This window comes from Fontisphaera persica, from assembly GCF_024832785.1.
In the GTDB taxonomy this organism is placed as follows: domain Bacteria; phylum Verrucomicrobiota; class Verrucomicrobiia; order Limisphaerales; family Fontisphaeraceae; genus Fontisphaera; species Fontisphaera persica.
Genome location: NZ_CP116615.1, coordinates 1881554 through 1897298, shown reverse-complemented (window position 1 = coordinate 1897298; position 15745 = coordinate 1881554). Strand labels below are relative to the sequence as shown.

Genomic DNA, 15745 nt, shown 5'->3' with positions numbered 1-15745 from the left:
CCTACAATTGGGTCATGCCGCTAAGTGTGGAAGTTTTGTTGAAAAACGAGGAATTGCGCCGTCATGAGTTTCCGGTGGCCGCCAGCAAAGTTTTTCTCGCTCATGCGGCGGTTTCCCCTTTGCCACGTCGGGTGGCCGAAGCCATGGTCCGCGCCGCGCAGGCCGGCATGGAGGACGACCAGGAGGCCGTGGTGGGATACGAAATCATACAGCAAACCCGCCATCGAGTGGCAGAACTCCTAGGGGCGAGCTCTGAAGAAATCGCCTTGGTTGGGCCCACTTCACTGGCCTTGAGTTATGTGGCCGGCGGTTTGCCTTTCAAGAGGGGAGAAAACATCGTCATTTATTTTGATGATTACCCCGCCAACGTGTACCCGTGGATGGCTCTGACCGAAAAAGGCGTCCAAGTGCGGCTGCTCAATACGCGTTCCCTCGGGCGCATTCGTCCCATGGACGTGATGGGACAGGTGGACGAGTCCACCCGGCTGGTGGCGCTGGCTTCCTGCCATTTTGTCGCCGGCTGGCGTCTGGAGGTGGAAGCTCTGGGCCGCCAACTGCGCGAGCGGGGCATCTGGTTTTGTGTGGATGCCATTCAAACCCTGGGCGCTTTTCCCTTGTCTGTGGCAGGCTGTGTAGATTTTCTGGCTGCCGATGCTCATAAGTGGCTGCTGGGACCTTCTGGCGCGGGTCTGCTTTACGTGCGCCGCGAGTTACAGGGGTTGATGCGTCCCATTGTGTTTGGCTGGCACAACTTGCGGTGTCCAGACTTTGTTGCGCAGGAAAGGTTGGAGTTCCGTCCGGACGCGCGGCGTTATGAAGTGGGCACGGTGAATCTTTCCGGCGTGGTGGGATTAAACGCGGCCTTGGAGCTGCTCCTCGAAGTGGGGGTGGAAAACATCGCGGCGGAAATATTGCGCAAACGCGCCTGGCTGCTGCCGGAACTGGCGCGCTGCGGGTGGGAAGTGCTGCATGCCGACGCACCAGCGGCCAATGCCAGTGGCATCCTTTCCCTCTGGCGGCCGGACTGCAACCTGGCCGAGCTTCATGCCCGGCTGGCCCGGGATGGTTTCGTGACCTCCCTCCGTACTGACCGCTCCCGGCGGCAATACCTGCGCCTGTCGCCGCATTTTTATAACACCGAAGCCGAACTGCACCGGCTGCTCGAAATCCTGAGAGGACAAAAATGACCAGACTTCGATTCACAATTTTGGTGGAAAATTCCACCCATCAGCCTGGGTTGCAAGCCGAGCACGGCTGGAGTGTGTGGATTGAGTGGGGCGAGCAGACGTTTCTTTTTGACACCGGCCAGACCGGCCTGTGGCTTCAGAACGCTCAAAGATTGGGGGTGAAACTGGATCGGCTCAACGGCGTGATTCTCAGCCACGGCCATTATGATCATACGGGGGGGCTTCCCGCCCTGGGCCAATTGCCAGAACAAGCGCAAGTTTTTGTGCACCCTGACGCATTTTCCCCGAAATATTCCGTCACCCCCAAGACGGTGGCGCGTGACATCGGCATGCCGGAGGCCTCGCGGGCTTGGCTGAAGCGCCAGGGCGGGCGGGTGAGGATGGTGAGGGAACCGTGGGAAATCGCGCCTGGCTTGTGGCTCAGCGGCCCCATTCCACGGCTCAATGATTTTGAGGATGTGGGCGGGCCTTTTTACCTGGATGCCGAGGGGAAGTCGCCGGATCCTCTGATGGATGACATGGCCTTGGGCATGATGACACGCGCCGGGCTGGTGGTGCTGCTGGGTTGCGCTCATGCCGGCGTGGTCAATACGCTCCAGCATTTTTCATCGCTGCTGGGGCGCCCGCTCGTGCATGCGGTATGGGGGGGCATGCATTTGTTGCATGCCAGTGGCTCGCGGCTGGAGGCGACGATGCAGGCATTCGAGCAGTACCACGTGCAGCAATTGGGAGCCGCGCATTGCACGGGATTTGCCGCTGCGGCGACTTTACACAGCCGGTTTCCCGGCCGTTGTTTCGTGCCGCATGCGGGCACGCGGTGGGAATTTGCCCTGCCTTAGGATAGTATATGAATGGCGCATCATTCACCCTGAATGGCCGGACAGGGCTAACGGCTTTACTGGTCTGGCTGGCGGCATCGCTTCCGGCGGTGGCCGCGCGCGTCGAAGGCGAGGTTCGGTTGCGTGGCACACCACCGCCAGAAGTACCGGTGGATTTGAGCAACTTTCCCGATTGCCGCAGCGTGCGCCAGGAGCCGCTGACCACCCGCCACTATGTGGTGGGCACCAATGGCGGGCTGGCCAATGTGTTCGTCTTCATTCGGGAGGGGCTGCAGGGACGCAGTTTTCCCATTTCCACCAATGAAGTGGTGTTAGACCAATACCACTGCGGTTTTCATCCTTACATGCTCGGGGTGCAAACCGGCCAGGTGCTGCGCATCAAAAACTCCGAGCCATACATGGAGACCGTGCATGCGGTGGCATTGACCAACAAGGGCTTCAACATCGCCCAGCCTCCCCATACCAGCGCGCGATTCAAGTTCGACAAGCAGGAAATCCTGCTGCGCATCAAATGCGAAATCCACCCTTGGGAATTTGCCTATGTGGGGGTGGTAGAGCATCCCTTCTTCGCGGTGACGGATACCAACGGCGTATTTCGCCTGCCTGAGGGACTTCCGCCGGGGGAGTACGTGCTGGAGACAGTGCACCAAAAACTGGGCAAACAATCACAAGTCCTTCAGGTGAAGGAAGGGGCAACGCCATTCCTGCGATTTGAGTATATTTCTCCGTGGAAACCCCAACCCTGAACAGGGAGGCGGGTACGACTCATTTGGGCTCTGCCAGGAGGTACTCCACACGGGTGAGTGCTTCGAGGGCCACTCTTTCCAGCGCAGCGGGCAGCAGGCAAAAATCACCGGCTTTCAGTTCCTGAGCCATCGCCCCCGTGCCGAGGCGCAGGCGCCCTTGTACCACCCCGATGATTTGCGCGCTCTGGAAACGCAGGTAAAACCTCTGGCCGCGCCGCACGCGGCAGGCATTGACCATGAACGGCGGCGCATCCACCAGATAACGCACGGCCACGCTGGGGCTGCGCGAGTAGCGGGAAGCAATTAATGGCGGTTCCACATCCGCAAAATCTATGCAGGCCAGGGATTCACGGACGTGCAACTCGCGGGGCCGTCCGTCCAGGCCGGGCCGGTTCCAGTCAAACACGCGGTACGTGGTGTCGCTGTTTTGCTGAATCTCGAAGAGCACGCAACCCGCCCCCAGGGCATGCAGCCGGCCGCTGGGCAAAAACATGGCGTCCCCCGCCTGAACGGGCAGGCGGTGCACGCAATCTGCCACAGTACCATCCGCCAGGCGGCGAGAGAAGTCCTCGCGCGTGACACCTGCCTTGAGGCCAGCGTATATACAGGCTCCCGGCTGGCAATCCGTGAAGAACCACATTTCCGTTTTGGGTTCACCGCCAAGCGCAGCCGCGCGGTCCGCCGGCGGATGCACTTGCAGGGAGAGGTCCTGTTGCGCGTCCAAAATCTTCACCAGCAAGGGGAATTGTCCGGAGGGGGCAGGCGCGGCGGCGCCCAGGAGGTCCCGGGCGTGATGCTCCATGAGCCAGCGCAGGTCGCGGCCTGCCAGGGGGCCATTGGCAATCACACTGGCATCGCCTGGCCGGTCGCTGATTTCCCAGGACTCGCCGATGAGCGCCTGCGGGGGCAGAGCTTTCCCATAAAGCCGTTCCAGATTGCGCCCTCCCCAGACTCGTTCTTTGAAACGCGGCGCAAACACCAGCGGATAGAGACTGCTCATGGCGGTTATTCGTAGCGCAGTGCGGTAATGGGGTCCAACCGCGAGGCTTTGAAGGCGGGGGTTAAACCCGCAATGACCCCTACCATGACACTAAAGCCGAGGGCTAGAGCCATGGCCCCGGTCGTGATGACGGGCGCATTGGCCTGCGGCGTCAAATGTTCCAGAATCGCCACCAACCCCCACGCTGCGGCCAGGCCCACCGCGCCGCCCAGCACGGAAATCACGGCGCTTTCCACCACGATTTGGGCAAAAATGGCAAAGGTCGTGGCGCCAATGGCCTTGCGCAAACCAATTTCCCGCACGCGCTCCGTGATGCTGGCCAGCATGATGTTCATGATGCCAATGCCGCCCACCAGCAGGCTGATTGCGGCGATGAAACCACCGCTCAACCGCGCATTTTTGATGGTGCGGTTGATGTTTTCCACGTTGTTTTCCTGGGTTTGGAACGAAAAATCCTCAATGCCACGATGGGTCATCATCAAGACATTGCGCGCCTGCTGCAGCGCGGCATCCATCCGGTTTAATCCCGCCACCTTGATGTCCAGGTCTGTCAATCGCGGGTCCGGCACATTGCCCGAGCCGGCGGAGGCCCGGAATCTCAGCCACATGGTGTTCAGCGGAATGTAGGCGGTGTAATTCTTGCGTTGAAAGGCCCAGTTGGGCCGGCCGAAGCCACGCCGGCGTTCCACCATGGTTTTCTTCTCCTCCAGCCGTCCTTGTTGTTGCAACTCGCGTTTTTTCTTTTCCAGCTCGCCTTCGTAGTGCTGCAACATGCCTACGATAATGAAGGGCTGGTCATTCACATACACGGTCTCCCCCAGGGGAATAATCTCTTTGCCCACCTCCTCCGGCGAGCCAAAGAGTTCATTGCGGATGCCGGTGCCAATGACGATAACATTGCGCGCTTCCTCTTCATCCAGTTCATTGAAAAAGCGCCCGTGCTCCAGCACGTGCAGATTCATGTCCAGCACTTCGCGCCAGACGCCCACCAATTCGCTGGGGCGCACGGCCTTGTTGCCACGGCTGATGACGGCGCCAAACAAGGCCATCTCCGGCGAGACGACTCGGATTAGTGGGGCGCTTTGTTTCAAGGCGTACACATCGGTGATGGTGCGGCCGGGGGCCTGGTCGGCCTTGTGTTCCTGCTCGGGCGGCACATCTTGTTCACGGGTCAACACCTTGTCGAGCCCCCCCATGGCCATCAGCGCCTCCTTCATGCCGTTTTCCATGCCTTTAATGGTGGCCGACATGGCAATCAGGCTGGAGACACCCAGGACAATGCCCAACATGGTCAGGAAGGAGCGAAATTTATGCGCCCAGATTTCCTTGAATCCCACCAATATGGCATTGAGCAAAAACATGCGCTTAAAAGCGGTCGGTCTGCGCCGCGACGGAAGCTAAACTTTTTTCCGCGCCGTTTTTTTGCGGGGACGCCGGCTGGGCGCCCCTTGCTGGCCTGCGGCCAACGCGCTTGTATAAACTTGACGCACCGGCACCCCTCTTTCTTCAGCCAACTGCCGGCAGCTTTCATATTCCGGGGCATTGTGCAGCAATTCGCCATTCAGCCATCCTTGCTTGACCCGCACCATGCCCCAAGGTGTTTCGACTTCGGCGAAGTTGCGGCGCAATTTACGGCGCGAAGCCAGATGGCATCTTACCCCAAAAGCCGAGGTTTCGCGCATGATTAGCGCCATGAAAGCGTCGGCTTCATCCGGAGGGCACAACAAGGTCAACAACACGCCCGGGCGGTTTTTTTTCATGGTGACTGGCGTGTAAAACACATCCAGCGCCCCTTGGTTGAGCGCTTTTTCCACAAAATGCCCCAGAATTTCCGGGTTCAAATCGTCCACATTGGTCTCCAACACCGCCACTTGGTCCATTTCCCAATCCGCCGGTGCCTCCGGCTTGGTAGATGCGGCTTCACCCAGAATCATGCGGACACAGTTGGGGCGGGTTTGCAAGGACCGCGTGCCCAGACCGTATCCCACCCGCCTAACTTTCATGGAGGGCAGGGGGCCAAATTGCTCGGCCAGCTCCGCCAGAATCGCCGCCCCGGTGGGTGTAAGCATTTCGTGTGGCTCTTCGCACTGCTCCAGCCGAACTCCCCGTGCTGCCAAGATTTCCAGCGTCGCCGGCGCAGGCACGGGAAAACGGCCATGGGCACATTCCACCCAGCCGCGGCCTTCGACCACGGGGGACGCAAGGACGCGCGGGCGTCCCAGCAGTTCCAAACCGATACAACCGCCCACAATGTCCACGATGGAATCCACCGCCCCAACTTCATGAAAATGCACTTTTTCTGGCGCCATCCCGTGGATTTTACCCTCAGCCTCGGCCAGGCGGCGGAAAATTGCCACGGCTGTTTGCCGCACCCAGGGGGAGAGCCGCGAGGCTTCAATCAAATCGCGAATTTGAGCAAAAGTGCGTTCCTCATGCTCATGGTCTGAATTGTGGCCAGAATGCGGGCCATGCTGATGTGAGGAGTGAGGGGGATGATGGTGAGAGTGAACATGAGCATGGCTGTGCTCGTGGGGGGCGTGGTGGTGGTCTTCATGGGGGTGGGAATGGTCCTCCAGGTGCACTTCCAATTTAATGCCCCGGATTTGCCAGGCGGAGCGGTTATGGGCATGCAAATGGTACCCCTGCAGTCCCAGTTTGGCGAGTTCCCGCTCCAGTTCCTCCAGTTCCACCCCCAAGGCCAGCAGCCCCCCCAGGAACATGTCGCCACTAAGCCCGCTTAACAGGTCCAGATAAAGGATTTTCATGGTTATTCCCCGGCTGCCAGCGCGTTGATTTGACTGGCGGCGTAACCGGCGCCAAAACCGTTGTCAATGTTGACCACCGTCACCCCGCTGCCGCAACTGGTGAGCATGCCCAGCAGCGCGCTCAAGCCGCCCAGGTTGGCGCCATAGCCCACACTGGTGGGCACGGCAATGATGGGCCGCGCGACCAACCCCGCCACGACGCTGGGCAACGCGCCTTCCATGCCAGCTACCACCACCAAGACATGCGCTTTTTGCAGCTCCGGCAGCGGCCGCAGCAGACGATGCAATCCCGCCACGCCAATGTCGTAATAACGCTCCACGTGATTGCCCATGATGCTGGCGGTAATGGCGGCTTCTTCGGCCACCGGCAAATCGCTGGTGCCCGCCGCAAGCACAGCCACCAGGCCTGGGCGCTTGGGCAAAGGCTTGCGTTCATAGGTGATGCAGCGCGCAGTTTCGTGCCAGACCGCCTTCGGCAACTTGCGTTTTACGGCGCGGTAATGGGCTTCGGTAATGCGTGTGATTAGCAGGCAGGATTCCTGTGTGGCCAGCTTGGCGGCGATGCCGGCCACTTGCGCCGGCGTTTTGCTTGCGCCATAGATGACCTCGGGAAAACCCTTGCGCAAGGCCCGGTGGGTATCCACCTGCGCGTACCCCAGATCGGCAATGGGCGCCCGTTGAAACGCCCGTAACACGTCTTCGCGGGAGATGCGGCCCGCTTGAAATTGATCCAACAAATTCGCTGCTTCTTTTGCCGTCACGCGCCTAAGTTTGCCTTGCTCATGGGCGAACGGCAACCGGAATTGCGCCAGGGCGGAGGAGCCGGGCCCCGGAAAATCTTGATTGCACTTTTTCAGGTCATTGTCCGCCTTGCCGGCCGATGTCGGGGCCAGTTTTCCTCTGCCAAGAGAAAGATTGCCAAGCATGGGCATTTTAGGTAATTAGCCCTGCTCATGGGGAAGTCGCAGGCCATGGTTGCGCTGTCGGATGCCGCGTTGGAGATTATTGCCTCTCGTTTCCGGATACTCGGAGAACCCACGCGCCTGAAACTCATTCATGTACTCCGCGAGCGTCGGCGTACTGTCAATGAACTGGTCACCCTTACGGGCAAATCCCAGGCGCATGTCTCCCGGCAGCTCAAGGCCCTGGCCGAGGCCGGCATCCTGACCCGCCAACGTGAAGGGGTGAGTGTCTATTATTCAATTGGTGATGAGGCTATTATCGAATTGTGCCACCACGTCTGCGGCAGTCTGGCGGGAGAGTTTCAACGCCGGGGCCTGCCCGTGCCGGGGCTATCACCCAAGAATAAAATCACTGCCAGCGCTGAGAAAAGAAACTAACCAGCGGATTCGCAATCCTTGTACGCGAAGGGGGGTGTTCAGGGCGGGAGTATTTCCAAGGTCACGCCTGGTATTTTACCGGTGAAGCGGAAAGGAGCGGTGTAATGGCCCACGGCGCCGTTTTCGTCAGAGCCCACCTCCAGACCGTCCACAGGCATGGCGGTGACAAGTCCCTGACCCTGCACGGTTTTGGGGGGCAGGTTGTCCAATGTCAGCGATAATTCGCCTTTGCTGTTCAAAATGGCTACTACCGAATGGCTGCCTGGCCCGGCGGGCACACTCGCTGTGGTCACACGGCCGCGCTGGGTGCGGACGGTGAAATGCAATTGACCCTCTTTAAGGTACAGCGCGTACCCCAAGGTGTTGCCTCCCTGGGCGAGCAGGACGCCTTCTTCACCATGCTTGGCCTCAAACTGAGCCGTTATACGGAAAGGTTGACCCGCTATGGCAGGAGCCTGAGCGCGAGCGAGGACGTCGCCTGGTTTTAATTCAAAGCGTTTTTTATTGCTGCCCGCAGGCGTGCCGGTTTGGGTGGCCGTTTTGCCTCTCCAAGTCCCCAAGGGCAGCACATTAGCCCGTGCCGCCCATGCTTCCCAGGCGGCGGACATTTCTTGGACGCGGCGTGGGTATTGCGCAGCCAAATTGTTCATCTCCGTGCGGTCCTTTTCCATGTCGTACAATTCCCAAGGTTGGTTTTCCTTGGCCACCAACTTCCATTTGCCCTCCCGAATGGCGCGGTTGCTTTCGTGTTCCCAAACCAGCGGCTGCTGGCGGCGGATGGTTTTGCCGGTGAAAGCCGGCCGCAGGCTGACGCCCTCCAAGGGGGTAATTTTTTCTCCCTGGTATTCGGAGGGGTAGGGCACACCTGCCACGTCCAGGCAGGTGGCCATGATGTCCATCAATTGTCCGGGTTGTTTTTCCAACCGGCCCCGCCGTGAAGCCGGGATGCCTGTCGGCCAGTGGACAATCAGCGGTGTAGCAATGCCGCCTTCATGGGTCCAGTGTTTGTATTCGCGAAATGGGGTGTTGCTCACGTTGGCCCACTCCCGTCCATAAGCGACATAGGTATCCGCTCCACCGGGCATCACCCCATAGCCCTGGCGGACGGGCCAGCCATCACGGGTTTGCCGGGGAATACTGCCGTGTTGTAGGGCATCCACAGTCATGGGCGGATACATTGGCTGAGTTGTGGAGGGAGTCACATTGGTGCCACGCCCGATGTTTTCGGCCCAGGCGCCGTTGTCCTGCAGGTAGAACAGAAGCGTATGGTCCCATTGGCCGGTATCGCGCAGGGCCTGCAACAGACGTCCAATACCCTGGTCCATGCAATCCACCATGGCGGCATAAACCTCCATGCAACGCGCCTCGAAGGTCCGGTCTTTAACCTTCTCCCAATCCCCCACGATGGGCGCCGGCTGCCAGCGGGCGTCCACCACCCCCAGGCGTTTTTGCCTGGCCCACCGTGCTTCTCGAATGGCAGCAAAACCGGCATCATAACGGCCGCGGTACCGGGCGATGTCGGACTCCTTGGCCTGCATGGGCCAGTGCGCGGCGGTGTAGGCCACGTAGAGGAAAAAGGGTTGCTGCGGATGCTGGCGGGTGTGCTCATGCACAAAACGCACGGCATGATCACTGATGGCATCGGTATAGTAATAAACCGGGGGTTGGTATTCGGGGTCATTAAATGCGGTGATGAGGCGGTTGTCCCGCACCAGCGAGCTGGGGTCCCAATAGCTGCCGGCGCCGTGGATGGTGCCGTAAAAACGGTCAAATCCCCGTTGCAGCGGCCAGTCGCTGGTGTCTGCCAATTCTTTGGCATTGTTCCCGGGCGTTAAATGCCATTTGCCCACCGCGTAATTTCTATAGCCGGCCGGTTTCAGCGCTTCTGCGATGGTGACACAGCGGCGGTTCAGCCGGCCGCGATAGCCATCATGTCCGCGGTCTTCCATCATGTGTCCCACGCCGGTTTGATGCGGGTGCAGGCCGGTTAATAACGAAGCCCGGGTGGGACAGCAGCGCGCTGAGTTGTAAAACTGCGTGAAGCGCAAACCTTGAGCGGCGAGGGCATCCAGATGGGGGGTGTTGATTTCCCCCCCAAAGCAGCCAATGTCTGAATATCCCATGTCATCGGACAGGATGATGACGATGTTGGGCCTGGGCGGCGGCGCGGCCTTGGTAGCTGCCAGGGCTGGGCTGGCAATTAATTGCCAGCATGTTGTTCCAATGGCCAACCAATAAAACCAGGCGGTCAGGAAGGACTTTTGCATAAATCCAAAACTGGTGCGGCTTCACTCTAACGCCGCAACCCATCAGGCTCAACACTAGGATGAAGGCAATGGCTGGCCGCCGGTTTCCTGGGGCCATCCTTTTCTCTAGACTCGACGGAGCACCCCCGCCAAATTAGGAGTTGGATATGGATGACGTTGCTTGGCCGCCGGGAGTGTTGCTGGTTATTTATTGCGCGCTGATTCTGCTCAGCTCATTGGTGGGCGGGGCGGTGCCGCTGTGGATTCGCCTGACCCACACCCGCATGCAGTTGGCCACCAGCTTCGTGGCCGGCCTGATGTTGGGAGTGGGCGTGCTGCATCTGCTCCCCCACGCCTCGTTTCAGATGGGCTCCCTGGATAGGGTCATGCAATGGATGCTGGCCGGTTTTCTGGTCATGTTTTTTGTTCAACGCTTCCTGCATTTTCATCATCATGACGTGCCCGACGAAGACCCCGAGGCCTGCGGCAGTGCCCTGGCGGAGGGTAAACCCTTATCGCTGAATTTATCAGCGGCTCCCGCAGTGCCACCATCCGCCTGCCAACACCACGATCACCATCCGCACCAACATACCTTGGCTGATAAATCTGCCCGCCAGCTTTCCTGGGGTGGCGCTGCCTTGGGGCTGACCATTCACACCGTCATCAATGGCATGGCGCTGGCGGCCAGCGTCCGCGCCGAAAGCAATGGCCATTTTCATGGCGGCCTCGCGGGACTGGCCACTTTTCTGGTGATTTTTTTGCACAAACCATTTGATGCCCTGACCATCACCACTTTGATGACAGCGGGCGGGTGGTCCCGCGCTGCCCGCCATTTTGTGAACGTCCTGTTTGCGTTGATGATCCCAGTGGGGGTGGGGCTGTTCTATCTGGGGGCAAGCCAGGTGGCCGAGAGCCATCCCGAATACGTTGGGGCCGCGCTGGCCTTTTCTGCCGGCACGTTTTTGTGCATCGCCGCCAGTGACCTGTTGCCCGAGCTGCAATTTCATTCCCATGATCGCATCAAACTTTCCCTGGCCATGCTGGCGGGATTGGGACTGGCTTTTCTGATTGGGGCTTTCGAGGCCGGTGGCCATGATCATGGTCACGGGCATGACCATGAGCATGAGCAAGACCAGCCCGCGGCCGTGCAGCCAAAGTGACCCAAAAACAGCCGCCTCGTTTCGGCAAGTATAGGGTTATCCAGAACTTCACGTAAATCAGCACAAGCAACCGGTATAAGAGGCCGCAAATCCGCTTGCGTTTGGCGCGGTAAAAGGCCAGATTTTGTCAGGTTGGCGGCTGCGTTTCAGCAGGGAGGCAGCCGGCCATCATGGGCGGAAGGGTGGCTCGAGTGGTTTAAGGCACCTGACTCGAAATCAGGCGTGCTGGGCAACCGGCACCGGGAGTTCGAATCTCCCCCCTTCCGCCAATTCAATTCGGTTTTTCGCGGAGCATTGCAGCCTTGGCCGGGTGCCGTTCTGCCGCTTTTCGTGCGTTCATTATTTACTAGTGAGCGGCGGCAGGTTGTTGTTCAATGGGGGGGATGTCGAATCAAACACATCCGTTGACAACGACGGCCTTTGAGCTGCCGGGTTATCGCGTGGTGCGCTCGTTGGGCGTGGTGCGCGGGATTGTGGTGCGTTCGCGTTCCATCGTGGGCAACATGGCTGCCAGTTTGCAAACCTTGATTGGCGGCAACATTTCGGTGTACACCACCTTGTGCGAGCGGGCGCGCGCGGACGCGTTTCAGCAGATGCTGGCGCATGCCGGCGAGCTGGGGGCCAATGCCGTGATTGGGGTGCGTTATGATGCGACGGAAATTGGCCCCGGCATCACCGAGGTCTTGTGTTACGGCACAGCGGTTTATGTGGAAAGCCTCGCGCCGGCGCCTCCGCCGGTGACGGGAACATCAGGAGTTTAATTGAGGTATGGCAGGCCATAGCAAATGGGCAAAGGTCAAGCATTTCAAGGGCGCCATTGACGCCAAACGCGGCAAGATATTTGCCAAGCTGAGCAAGGAAATCAGCATCGCCGCCAAGTTGGGCGGCGGTGATCCTGACATGAATCCACGGCTGCGCATGGTGTTGCTCAAATGCCGCGCCGCCAACATGCCCAACGACAACATCGAGCGCGCCATCAAACGGGGCACAGGCCAGGGCGAGCCGGTCAATTACGAGGATTTGACCTATGAAATCTTCGCGCCCGGCGGTGTGGGAGTGCTGGTGGAAATCAGCACGGACAACCGCAATCGCACCGCCGCGGAAATCCGCAGTCTGGTCACCAAGCACGGTGGCTCGATGGCGTCGCAAGGCGCTGTGAGCCGGCTGTTTCAGCGCAAAGGCCAAATCATCATTTCCCGCGAAGCCGCGCCCGAGGATACCGTCATGGAGGTGGCCTTGGAGGCGGGGGCCGAGGATTTCAAATCTTCCGAGGAAGGCTACGAAATCCTGACCGACCCTGCTCACTTCGAGGCGGTGCACAAGGCGTTGGAGAGCAAGGGCATCAAGTGCGAAGCAGCAGAGGTCACGCAACTGCCCTTGGTGCCCACGCCTGTTAATGCACCGGAGGCCGTGGCCAGTTTGCAAAAGTTCGTGGAAGCCCTCGAGGACCATGACGATGTAAAAGAAGTCTATACCACGGCCGAAGTTTAACCTCTTCTCCCTCCATTTCAGGTCGGGAGGATGGGCGGGCAGGCACGCAACATGGGCGCAGCATCCCAGCCAAAGCCGGAGCGGCTCGTTGAGCGCGTCTTGCGGGCATTGGCGCAGGCCGTGTACCGGCATCCGCGCTTGTTTTTTTATCCGCAGGCCGTTCTGTTTCTGGCGTGCCTGTTGTTCACGGTCCTGCGACTGGAAATCCACACCAGCCGCGACGCTCTGGTGGGGGCCGACAAGGTTTATCATCAGAATTTCCTGCGGCTCAAAGCCGAGTTTCCTGTTCAGGATGACATGGTGGTGGTGGTGGAGAGCGAGAATCTGGAGAAGAACCGCCAGTTTGTGGAGCGGTTGGGGGCGCGGCTGGAGGCCGAGACCAATCTGTTTGTGGACGTCTTTTACAAGGGGGACTTGAAAATGCTGGGCCGCAAGGCCCTGTTGTTCATCCCGGATGAAGAACTGACCGAATTAAAACGCACCTTGGAGGAGAGCCGGGCGGTGATTCAACACTTCACCCGCGCCACGAATTTCATCCGTTTGTTCGAGCTGGTCAACACCCAGATGCGCACGGCCAAACGGGAGACGAATGCTGAAAATGCGGCGCTGCTGAACGCCCTGCCTGTGCTGGAGCGGCTCTTGCAGCAAGGGATTGAGAGCCTGCGCCGCTCGGGCATGCCGGTATCCCCCGGTTTGAATGCCCTGTTTGGCAGCAGCGAAGAAGCCGAGCAAAGGCTTTATATCACCTTTAATCAAGGCCGCATCTACCTGGTGACGGCGCGACCGCGCGCCGAGGAGGTGGGGCCGGCCGCGCTGGAGCGGTTGCGCCAGTTGATGGGTGAGGTGGAGCGCGAAGTACCCGGGGTGAACGTGGGTTTAACCGGTGAGCTGGTGCTGGAGCTGGATGAAATGGAGCAAGCCCAGCGGGACACCACCAAGGCTACCATCATCTCCCTATTGGTCTGTGCCATTATTTTCATCTATGCCTACCGCGAGACGGGGCGCCCCTTGAAAGCCACGGCGTGTTTGTTGGTGGGGGTGGTTTACACCTTGGGATATACCACGCTGGTGGTGGGCCATCTCAATCTGCTTACCATTACCTTTGTGCCGATTCTTATCGGTCTGGGCATTGATTTTGGGGTGCACCTCATCAGCCGCTATGAGGAGGAGGTGCGCCATGGCCACAGTGAGTTGCACGCGCTGGAGACGGCCATGGTTCACACCGGCACCGGCATTTTCACCGGCTGTTTCACCACGGCCGGGGCTTTTCTGGCCATTGGCCTGACGGATTTTAAGGGCATCCAGGAGATGGGCATTATTTGCGGCGGCGGCCTGCTGATTTGCCTGGTGCCCATGATGACCTTACTGCCGGTCTTGCTGTTGCGCGGAAGGCAGAATGTGCTGGATCATGCCATGGCCGGCAAACCCGACCCGCGGCAGCGCATCGAGCGATGCTGGCTGGCGCGGCCAGGTCTTACCCTCGCCGTGGCTGGAGCCCTCTGTGGCCTGGCTGCCACCCAGCTCAATCGCATTCATTTCGATTACAATTTGCTCCACATGCAAAGCGCTGGACTGTCCGCGGTGGAATATGAGATGAAACTCATCCGCTCAGCGGGCAAATCCGTATTGTACTGCGCGCTGGTAGCCACCAATCTGGAGCACGCCCTGGAATTGGAAGCCAAAGCCAAACAGCTTCCGGCGGTGGCCTCGGTGGACAGTGTGGCGCCATTTTTGAGCAACCAGTCCGCCCACAAACTGGCGCTGGTCGGAGACATCAAACGCCTGTTGGAATCCGTGCGCTTTACTCCACCGGACGCCCAACCTGTCAACGTGGACGAATTGAGCCAGGTCCTGTGGTCATTCTCGGGCTACCTGGGACTGGCGCTGGAAGAAATTGGCAACAACGACCCACCGTTGCGGGCGCGCCTGGAATCCCTGCGCCAAACCGTGCAGGATTTCCGGCGGGAAATGCTGCGGGGAGACCGTGCCGTGACTGCGGTGAAATTGGCGGCTTATCAAATGGCTTTCTTTCAGGATGTCCTGGACACGTTTGAAAACATCCGGCAACAGGACAATACCGAGGGCCTGCGAGTCGAGGATTTGCCCCCGGCATTGCGCCATCGCTTTGTGGGCAGGACCGGCAAGTTGCTGGTGATGGTGTACCCACGCAAGGATGTTTGGGAGCGTGAACCCCAGGAGGAGTTTGTCCAGCAGTTGCGCACGGTGGACCCCAATGTGACCGGCACACCGGTGCAGTTGTACGAGTATGTGACCCTTTTGCTGGACAGCTATTTGCAGGCGGCGCGTTATGCGCTGGTGGCCATTGCCATGCTGGTCTTCCTCCATTTTCGCTCGTTCATTGCATTGGTGCTGGGGTTGTTGCCGGTGGGAGTGGGAGCTTTGTGGTTGATGGGATGGATGGGATGGAACGACATCATGTTCAATCCGGCCAACATCATGACCCTGCCATTGGTCATTGGCGTGGGCGTCACCAATGGCATCCACGTGCTTAATCGTTTTATGGAAGAACGAGACGCCAGTGTCTTCAGCCGCAGTACGGGCAAAGCCGTGTTGGTCTCCGGCCTCACTACCGTGGCGGGATTTGCCAGTTTGATTCCGGCCAAGTATCAAGGCATTGCCAGCCTGGGTTACGTGATGTCGGTGGGAGTAGTCACGTGCATGGTGGTGGGCTTGGTGGTTTTGCCGGCAGTTTTACGGTTCTTGCAGCTTAAGGGCCGGGAGCATTGGTTGATAAAAAAGCCCAGCATCGTCCATGCACCGAGCGACACTGGGCCGGGAGGAACCGAGGTTAAACCCTCTACCCGTACATAATATACGATTGAACAAAAAATGAGGCAAGTGAAAACAAAAAACATATACTGAGGCAAGCTTTAACGATAAAGTCTTGCTTGCAGCCCACGGACTTTAACCTCTTGTTATACAGCCTGTTAATTCAGGTATTGAAGAACCT

At 59.1% G+C, this 15745-nt stretch carries 13 protein-coding genes and 1 tRNA gene; 9 read left to right on the top strand and 5 right to left on the bottom strand.

Features of this window, described 5'->3' with window-relative positions:
- Positions 1–14: 14 nt before the first annotated feature.
- The 3 genes from NXS98_RS06680 to NXS98_RS06670 are packed head-to-tail and all read left to right on the top strand — an operon-like array spanning position 15 to position 2772.
- Complete coding sequence (locus NXS98_RS06680; RefSeq protein WP_283847703.1) at positions 15–1187, top strand: aminotransferase class V-fold PLP-dependent enzyme; 1173 nt, start codon at positions 15–17, stop codon at positions 1185–1187.
- Positions 1184–2026 carry an MBL fold metallo-hydrolase gene (locus NXS98_RS06675; RefSeq protein ID WP_283847702.1) on the top strand — a complete coding sequence of 281 codons (843 nt, stop codon included), beginning with the start codon at positions 1184–1186 and terminating at the stop codon, positions 2024–2026. Before NXS98_RS06680 ends, NXS98_RS06675 begins: the two co-directional genes overlap by 4 nt.
- Before the next feature lie 8 nt (positions 2027–2034).
- Complete coding sequence (locus tag NXS98_RS06670; protein WP_283847701.1) at positions 2035–2772, top strand: hypothetical protein; 738 nt, start codon at positions 2035–2037, stop codon at positions 2770–2772.
- A 19-nt stretch (positions 2773–2791) separates the two neighbouring features.
- On the opposite strand, the gene NXS98_RS06665 is transcribed toward NXS98_RS06670, so the two are convergent.
- From NXS98_RS06665 to larB, 4 genes are read right to left on the bottom strand one after another with little or no spacing between them, the layout of a single operon-like run.
- A complete protein-coding gene (locus NXS98_RS06665; protein ID WP_283847700.1) occupies positions 2792–3772 on the bottom strand; it encodes a type I phosphomannose isomerase catalytic subunit in 981 nt (326 codons plus the stop codon).
- A 5-nt stretch (positions 3773–3777) separates the two neighbouring features.
- On the bottom strand, positions 3778–5133 hold the full coding sequence (locus NXS98_RS06660; RefSeq protein ID WP_283847699.1) for an ABC transporter permease: 1356 nt from the start codon (positions 5131–5133) through the stop codon (positions 3778–3780).
- A 36-nt stretch (positions 5134–5169) separates the two neighbouring features.
- Positions 5170–6537 carry a nickel pincer cofactor biosynthesis protein LarC gene (gene larC, locus NXS98_RS06655; RefSeq protein WP_283847698.1) on the bottom strand — a complete coding sequence of 456 codons (1368 nt, stop codon included), beginning with the start codon at positions 6535–6537 and terminating at the stop codon, positions 5170–5172.
- Between the two features lie 2 nt (positions 6538–6539).
- Positions 6540–7298 carry a nickel pincer cofactor biosynthesis protein LarB gene (gene larB / locus NXS98_RS06650; protein ID WP_283847697.1) on the bottom strand — a complete coding sequence of 253 codons (759 nt, stop codon included), beginning with the start codon at positions 7296–7298 and terminating at the stop codon, positions 6540–6542.
- 210 nt (positions 7299–7508) lie between these two features.
- On the opposite strand from larB, the gene NXS98_RS06645 reads away from it, so the two are divergent.
- A complete protein-coding gene (locus tag NXS98_RS06645) occupies positions 7509–7877 on the top strand; it encodes an ArsR/SmtB family transcription factor (protein ID WP_283847696.1) in 369 nt (122 codons plus the stop codon).
- A gap of 38 nt (positions 7878–7915) precedes the next feature.
- Here the strand turns inward: NXS98_RS06645 and NXS98_RS06640 are convergent, their stop codons facing one another.
- A complete protein-coding gene (locus NXS98_RS06640; RefSeq protein WP_283847695.1) occupies positions 7916–10144 on the bottom strand; it encodes an arylsulfatase in 2229 nt (742 codons plus the stop codon).
- A 146-nt stretch (positions 10145–10290) separates the two neighbouring features.
- On the opposite strand from NXS98_RS06640, the gene NXS98_RS06635 reads away from it, so the two are divergent.
- From NXS98_RS06635 to NXS98_RS06615, 5 genes are all read left to right on the top strand, one after another.
- Positions 10291–11283 carry a ZIP family metal transporter gene (locus tag NXS98_RS06635; RefSeq protein WP_283847694.1) on the top strand — a complete coding sequence of 331 codons (993 nt, stop codon included), beginning with the start codon at positions 10291–10293 and terminating at the stop codon, positions 11281–11283.
- Between the two features lie 176 nt (positions 11284–11459).
- Positions 11460–11552: transfer RNA gene (locus NXS98_RS06630), tRNA-Ser, on the top strand.
- Positions 11553–11666: 114 nt separating this feature from the next.
- A complete protein-coding gene (locus NXS98_RS06625) occupies positions 11667–12044 on the top strand; it encodes a YbjQ family protein (protein WP_283847693.1) in 378 nt (125 codons plus the stop codon).
- 7 nt (positions 12045–12051) lie between these two features.
- The gene (locus tag NXS98_RS06620; protein ID WP_283847692.1) at positions 12052–12774 is read left to right on the top strand and encodes a YebC/PmpR family DNA-binding transcriptional regulator; all 723 of its coding nucleotides are present in this window, start codon (positions 12052–12054) and stop codon (positions 12772–12774) included.
- A gap of 51 nt (positions 12775–12825) precedes the next feature.
- Positions 12826–15606, top strand: a complete 2781-nt coding sequence (locus NXS98_RS06615; protein ID WP_283847691.1) for an MMPL family transporter — start codon at positions 12826–12828, stop codon at positions 15604–15606.
- Positions 15607–15745 lie beyond the last annotated feature (139 nt).

Excerpts from the sequence above, each read along its gene's own strand:
- NXS98_RS06635 (WP_283847694.1), top strand. The coding sequence starts at position 10,291 with ATGGATGACGTTGCTTGGCCGCCGGGAGTGTTGCTGGTTATTTATTGC.
- NXS98_RS06675 (WP_283847702.1), top strand. The coding sequence starts at position 1,184 with ATGACCAGACTTCGATTCACAATTTTGGTGGAAAATTCCACCCATCAG.
- NXS98_RS06645 (WP_283847696.1), top strand. The coding sequence starts at position 7,509 with ATGGTTGCGCTGTCGGATGCCGCGTTGGAGATTATTGCCTCTCGTTTC.
- NXS98_RS06620 (WP_283847692.1), top strand. The coding sequence starts at position 12,052 with ATGGCAGGCCATAGCAAATGGGCAAAGGTCAAGCATTTCAAGGGCGCC.
- NXS98_RS06660 (WP_283847699.1), bottom strand. The coding sequence starts at position 5,133 with ATGTTTTTGCTCAATGCCATATTGGTGGGATTCAAGGAAATCTGGGCG.
- NXS98_RS06680 (WP_283847703.1), top strand. The coding sequence starts at position 15 with ATGCCGCTAAGTGTGGAAGTTTTGTTGAAAAACGAGGAATTGCGCCGT.
- NXS98_RS06640 (WP_283847695.1), bottom strand. The coding sequence starts at position 10,144 with ATGCAAAAGTCCTTCCTGACCGCCTGGTTTTATTGGTTGGCCATTGGA.
- NXS98_RS06625 (WP_283847693.1), top strand. The coding sequence starts at position 11,667 with ATGTCGAATCAAACACATCCGTTGACAACGACGGCCTTTGAGCTGCCG.
- NXS98_RS06615 (WP_283847691.1), top strand. The coding sequence starts at position 12,826 with ATGGGCGCAGCATCCCAGCCAAAGCCGGAGCGGCTCGTTGAGCGCGTC.
- NXS98_RS06665 (WP_283847700.1), bottom strand. The coding sequence starts at position 3,772 with ATGAGCAGTCTCTATCCGCTGGTGTTTGCGCCGCGTTTCAAAGAACGA.
- larC (WP_283847698.1), bottom strand. The coding sequence starts at position 6,537 with ATGAAAATCCTTTATCTGGACCTGTTAAGCGGGCTTAGTGGCGACATG.
- NXS98_RS06670 (WP_283847701.1), top strand. The coding sequence starts at position 2,035 with ATGAATGGCGCATCATTCACCCTGAATGGCCGGACAGGGCTAACGGCT.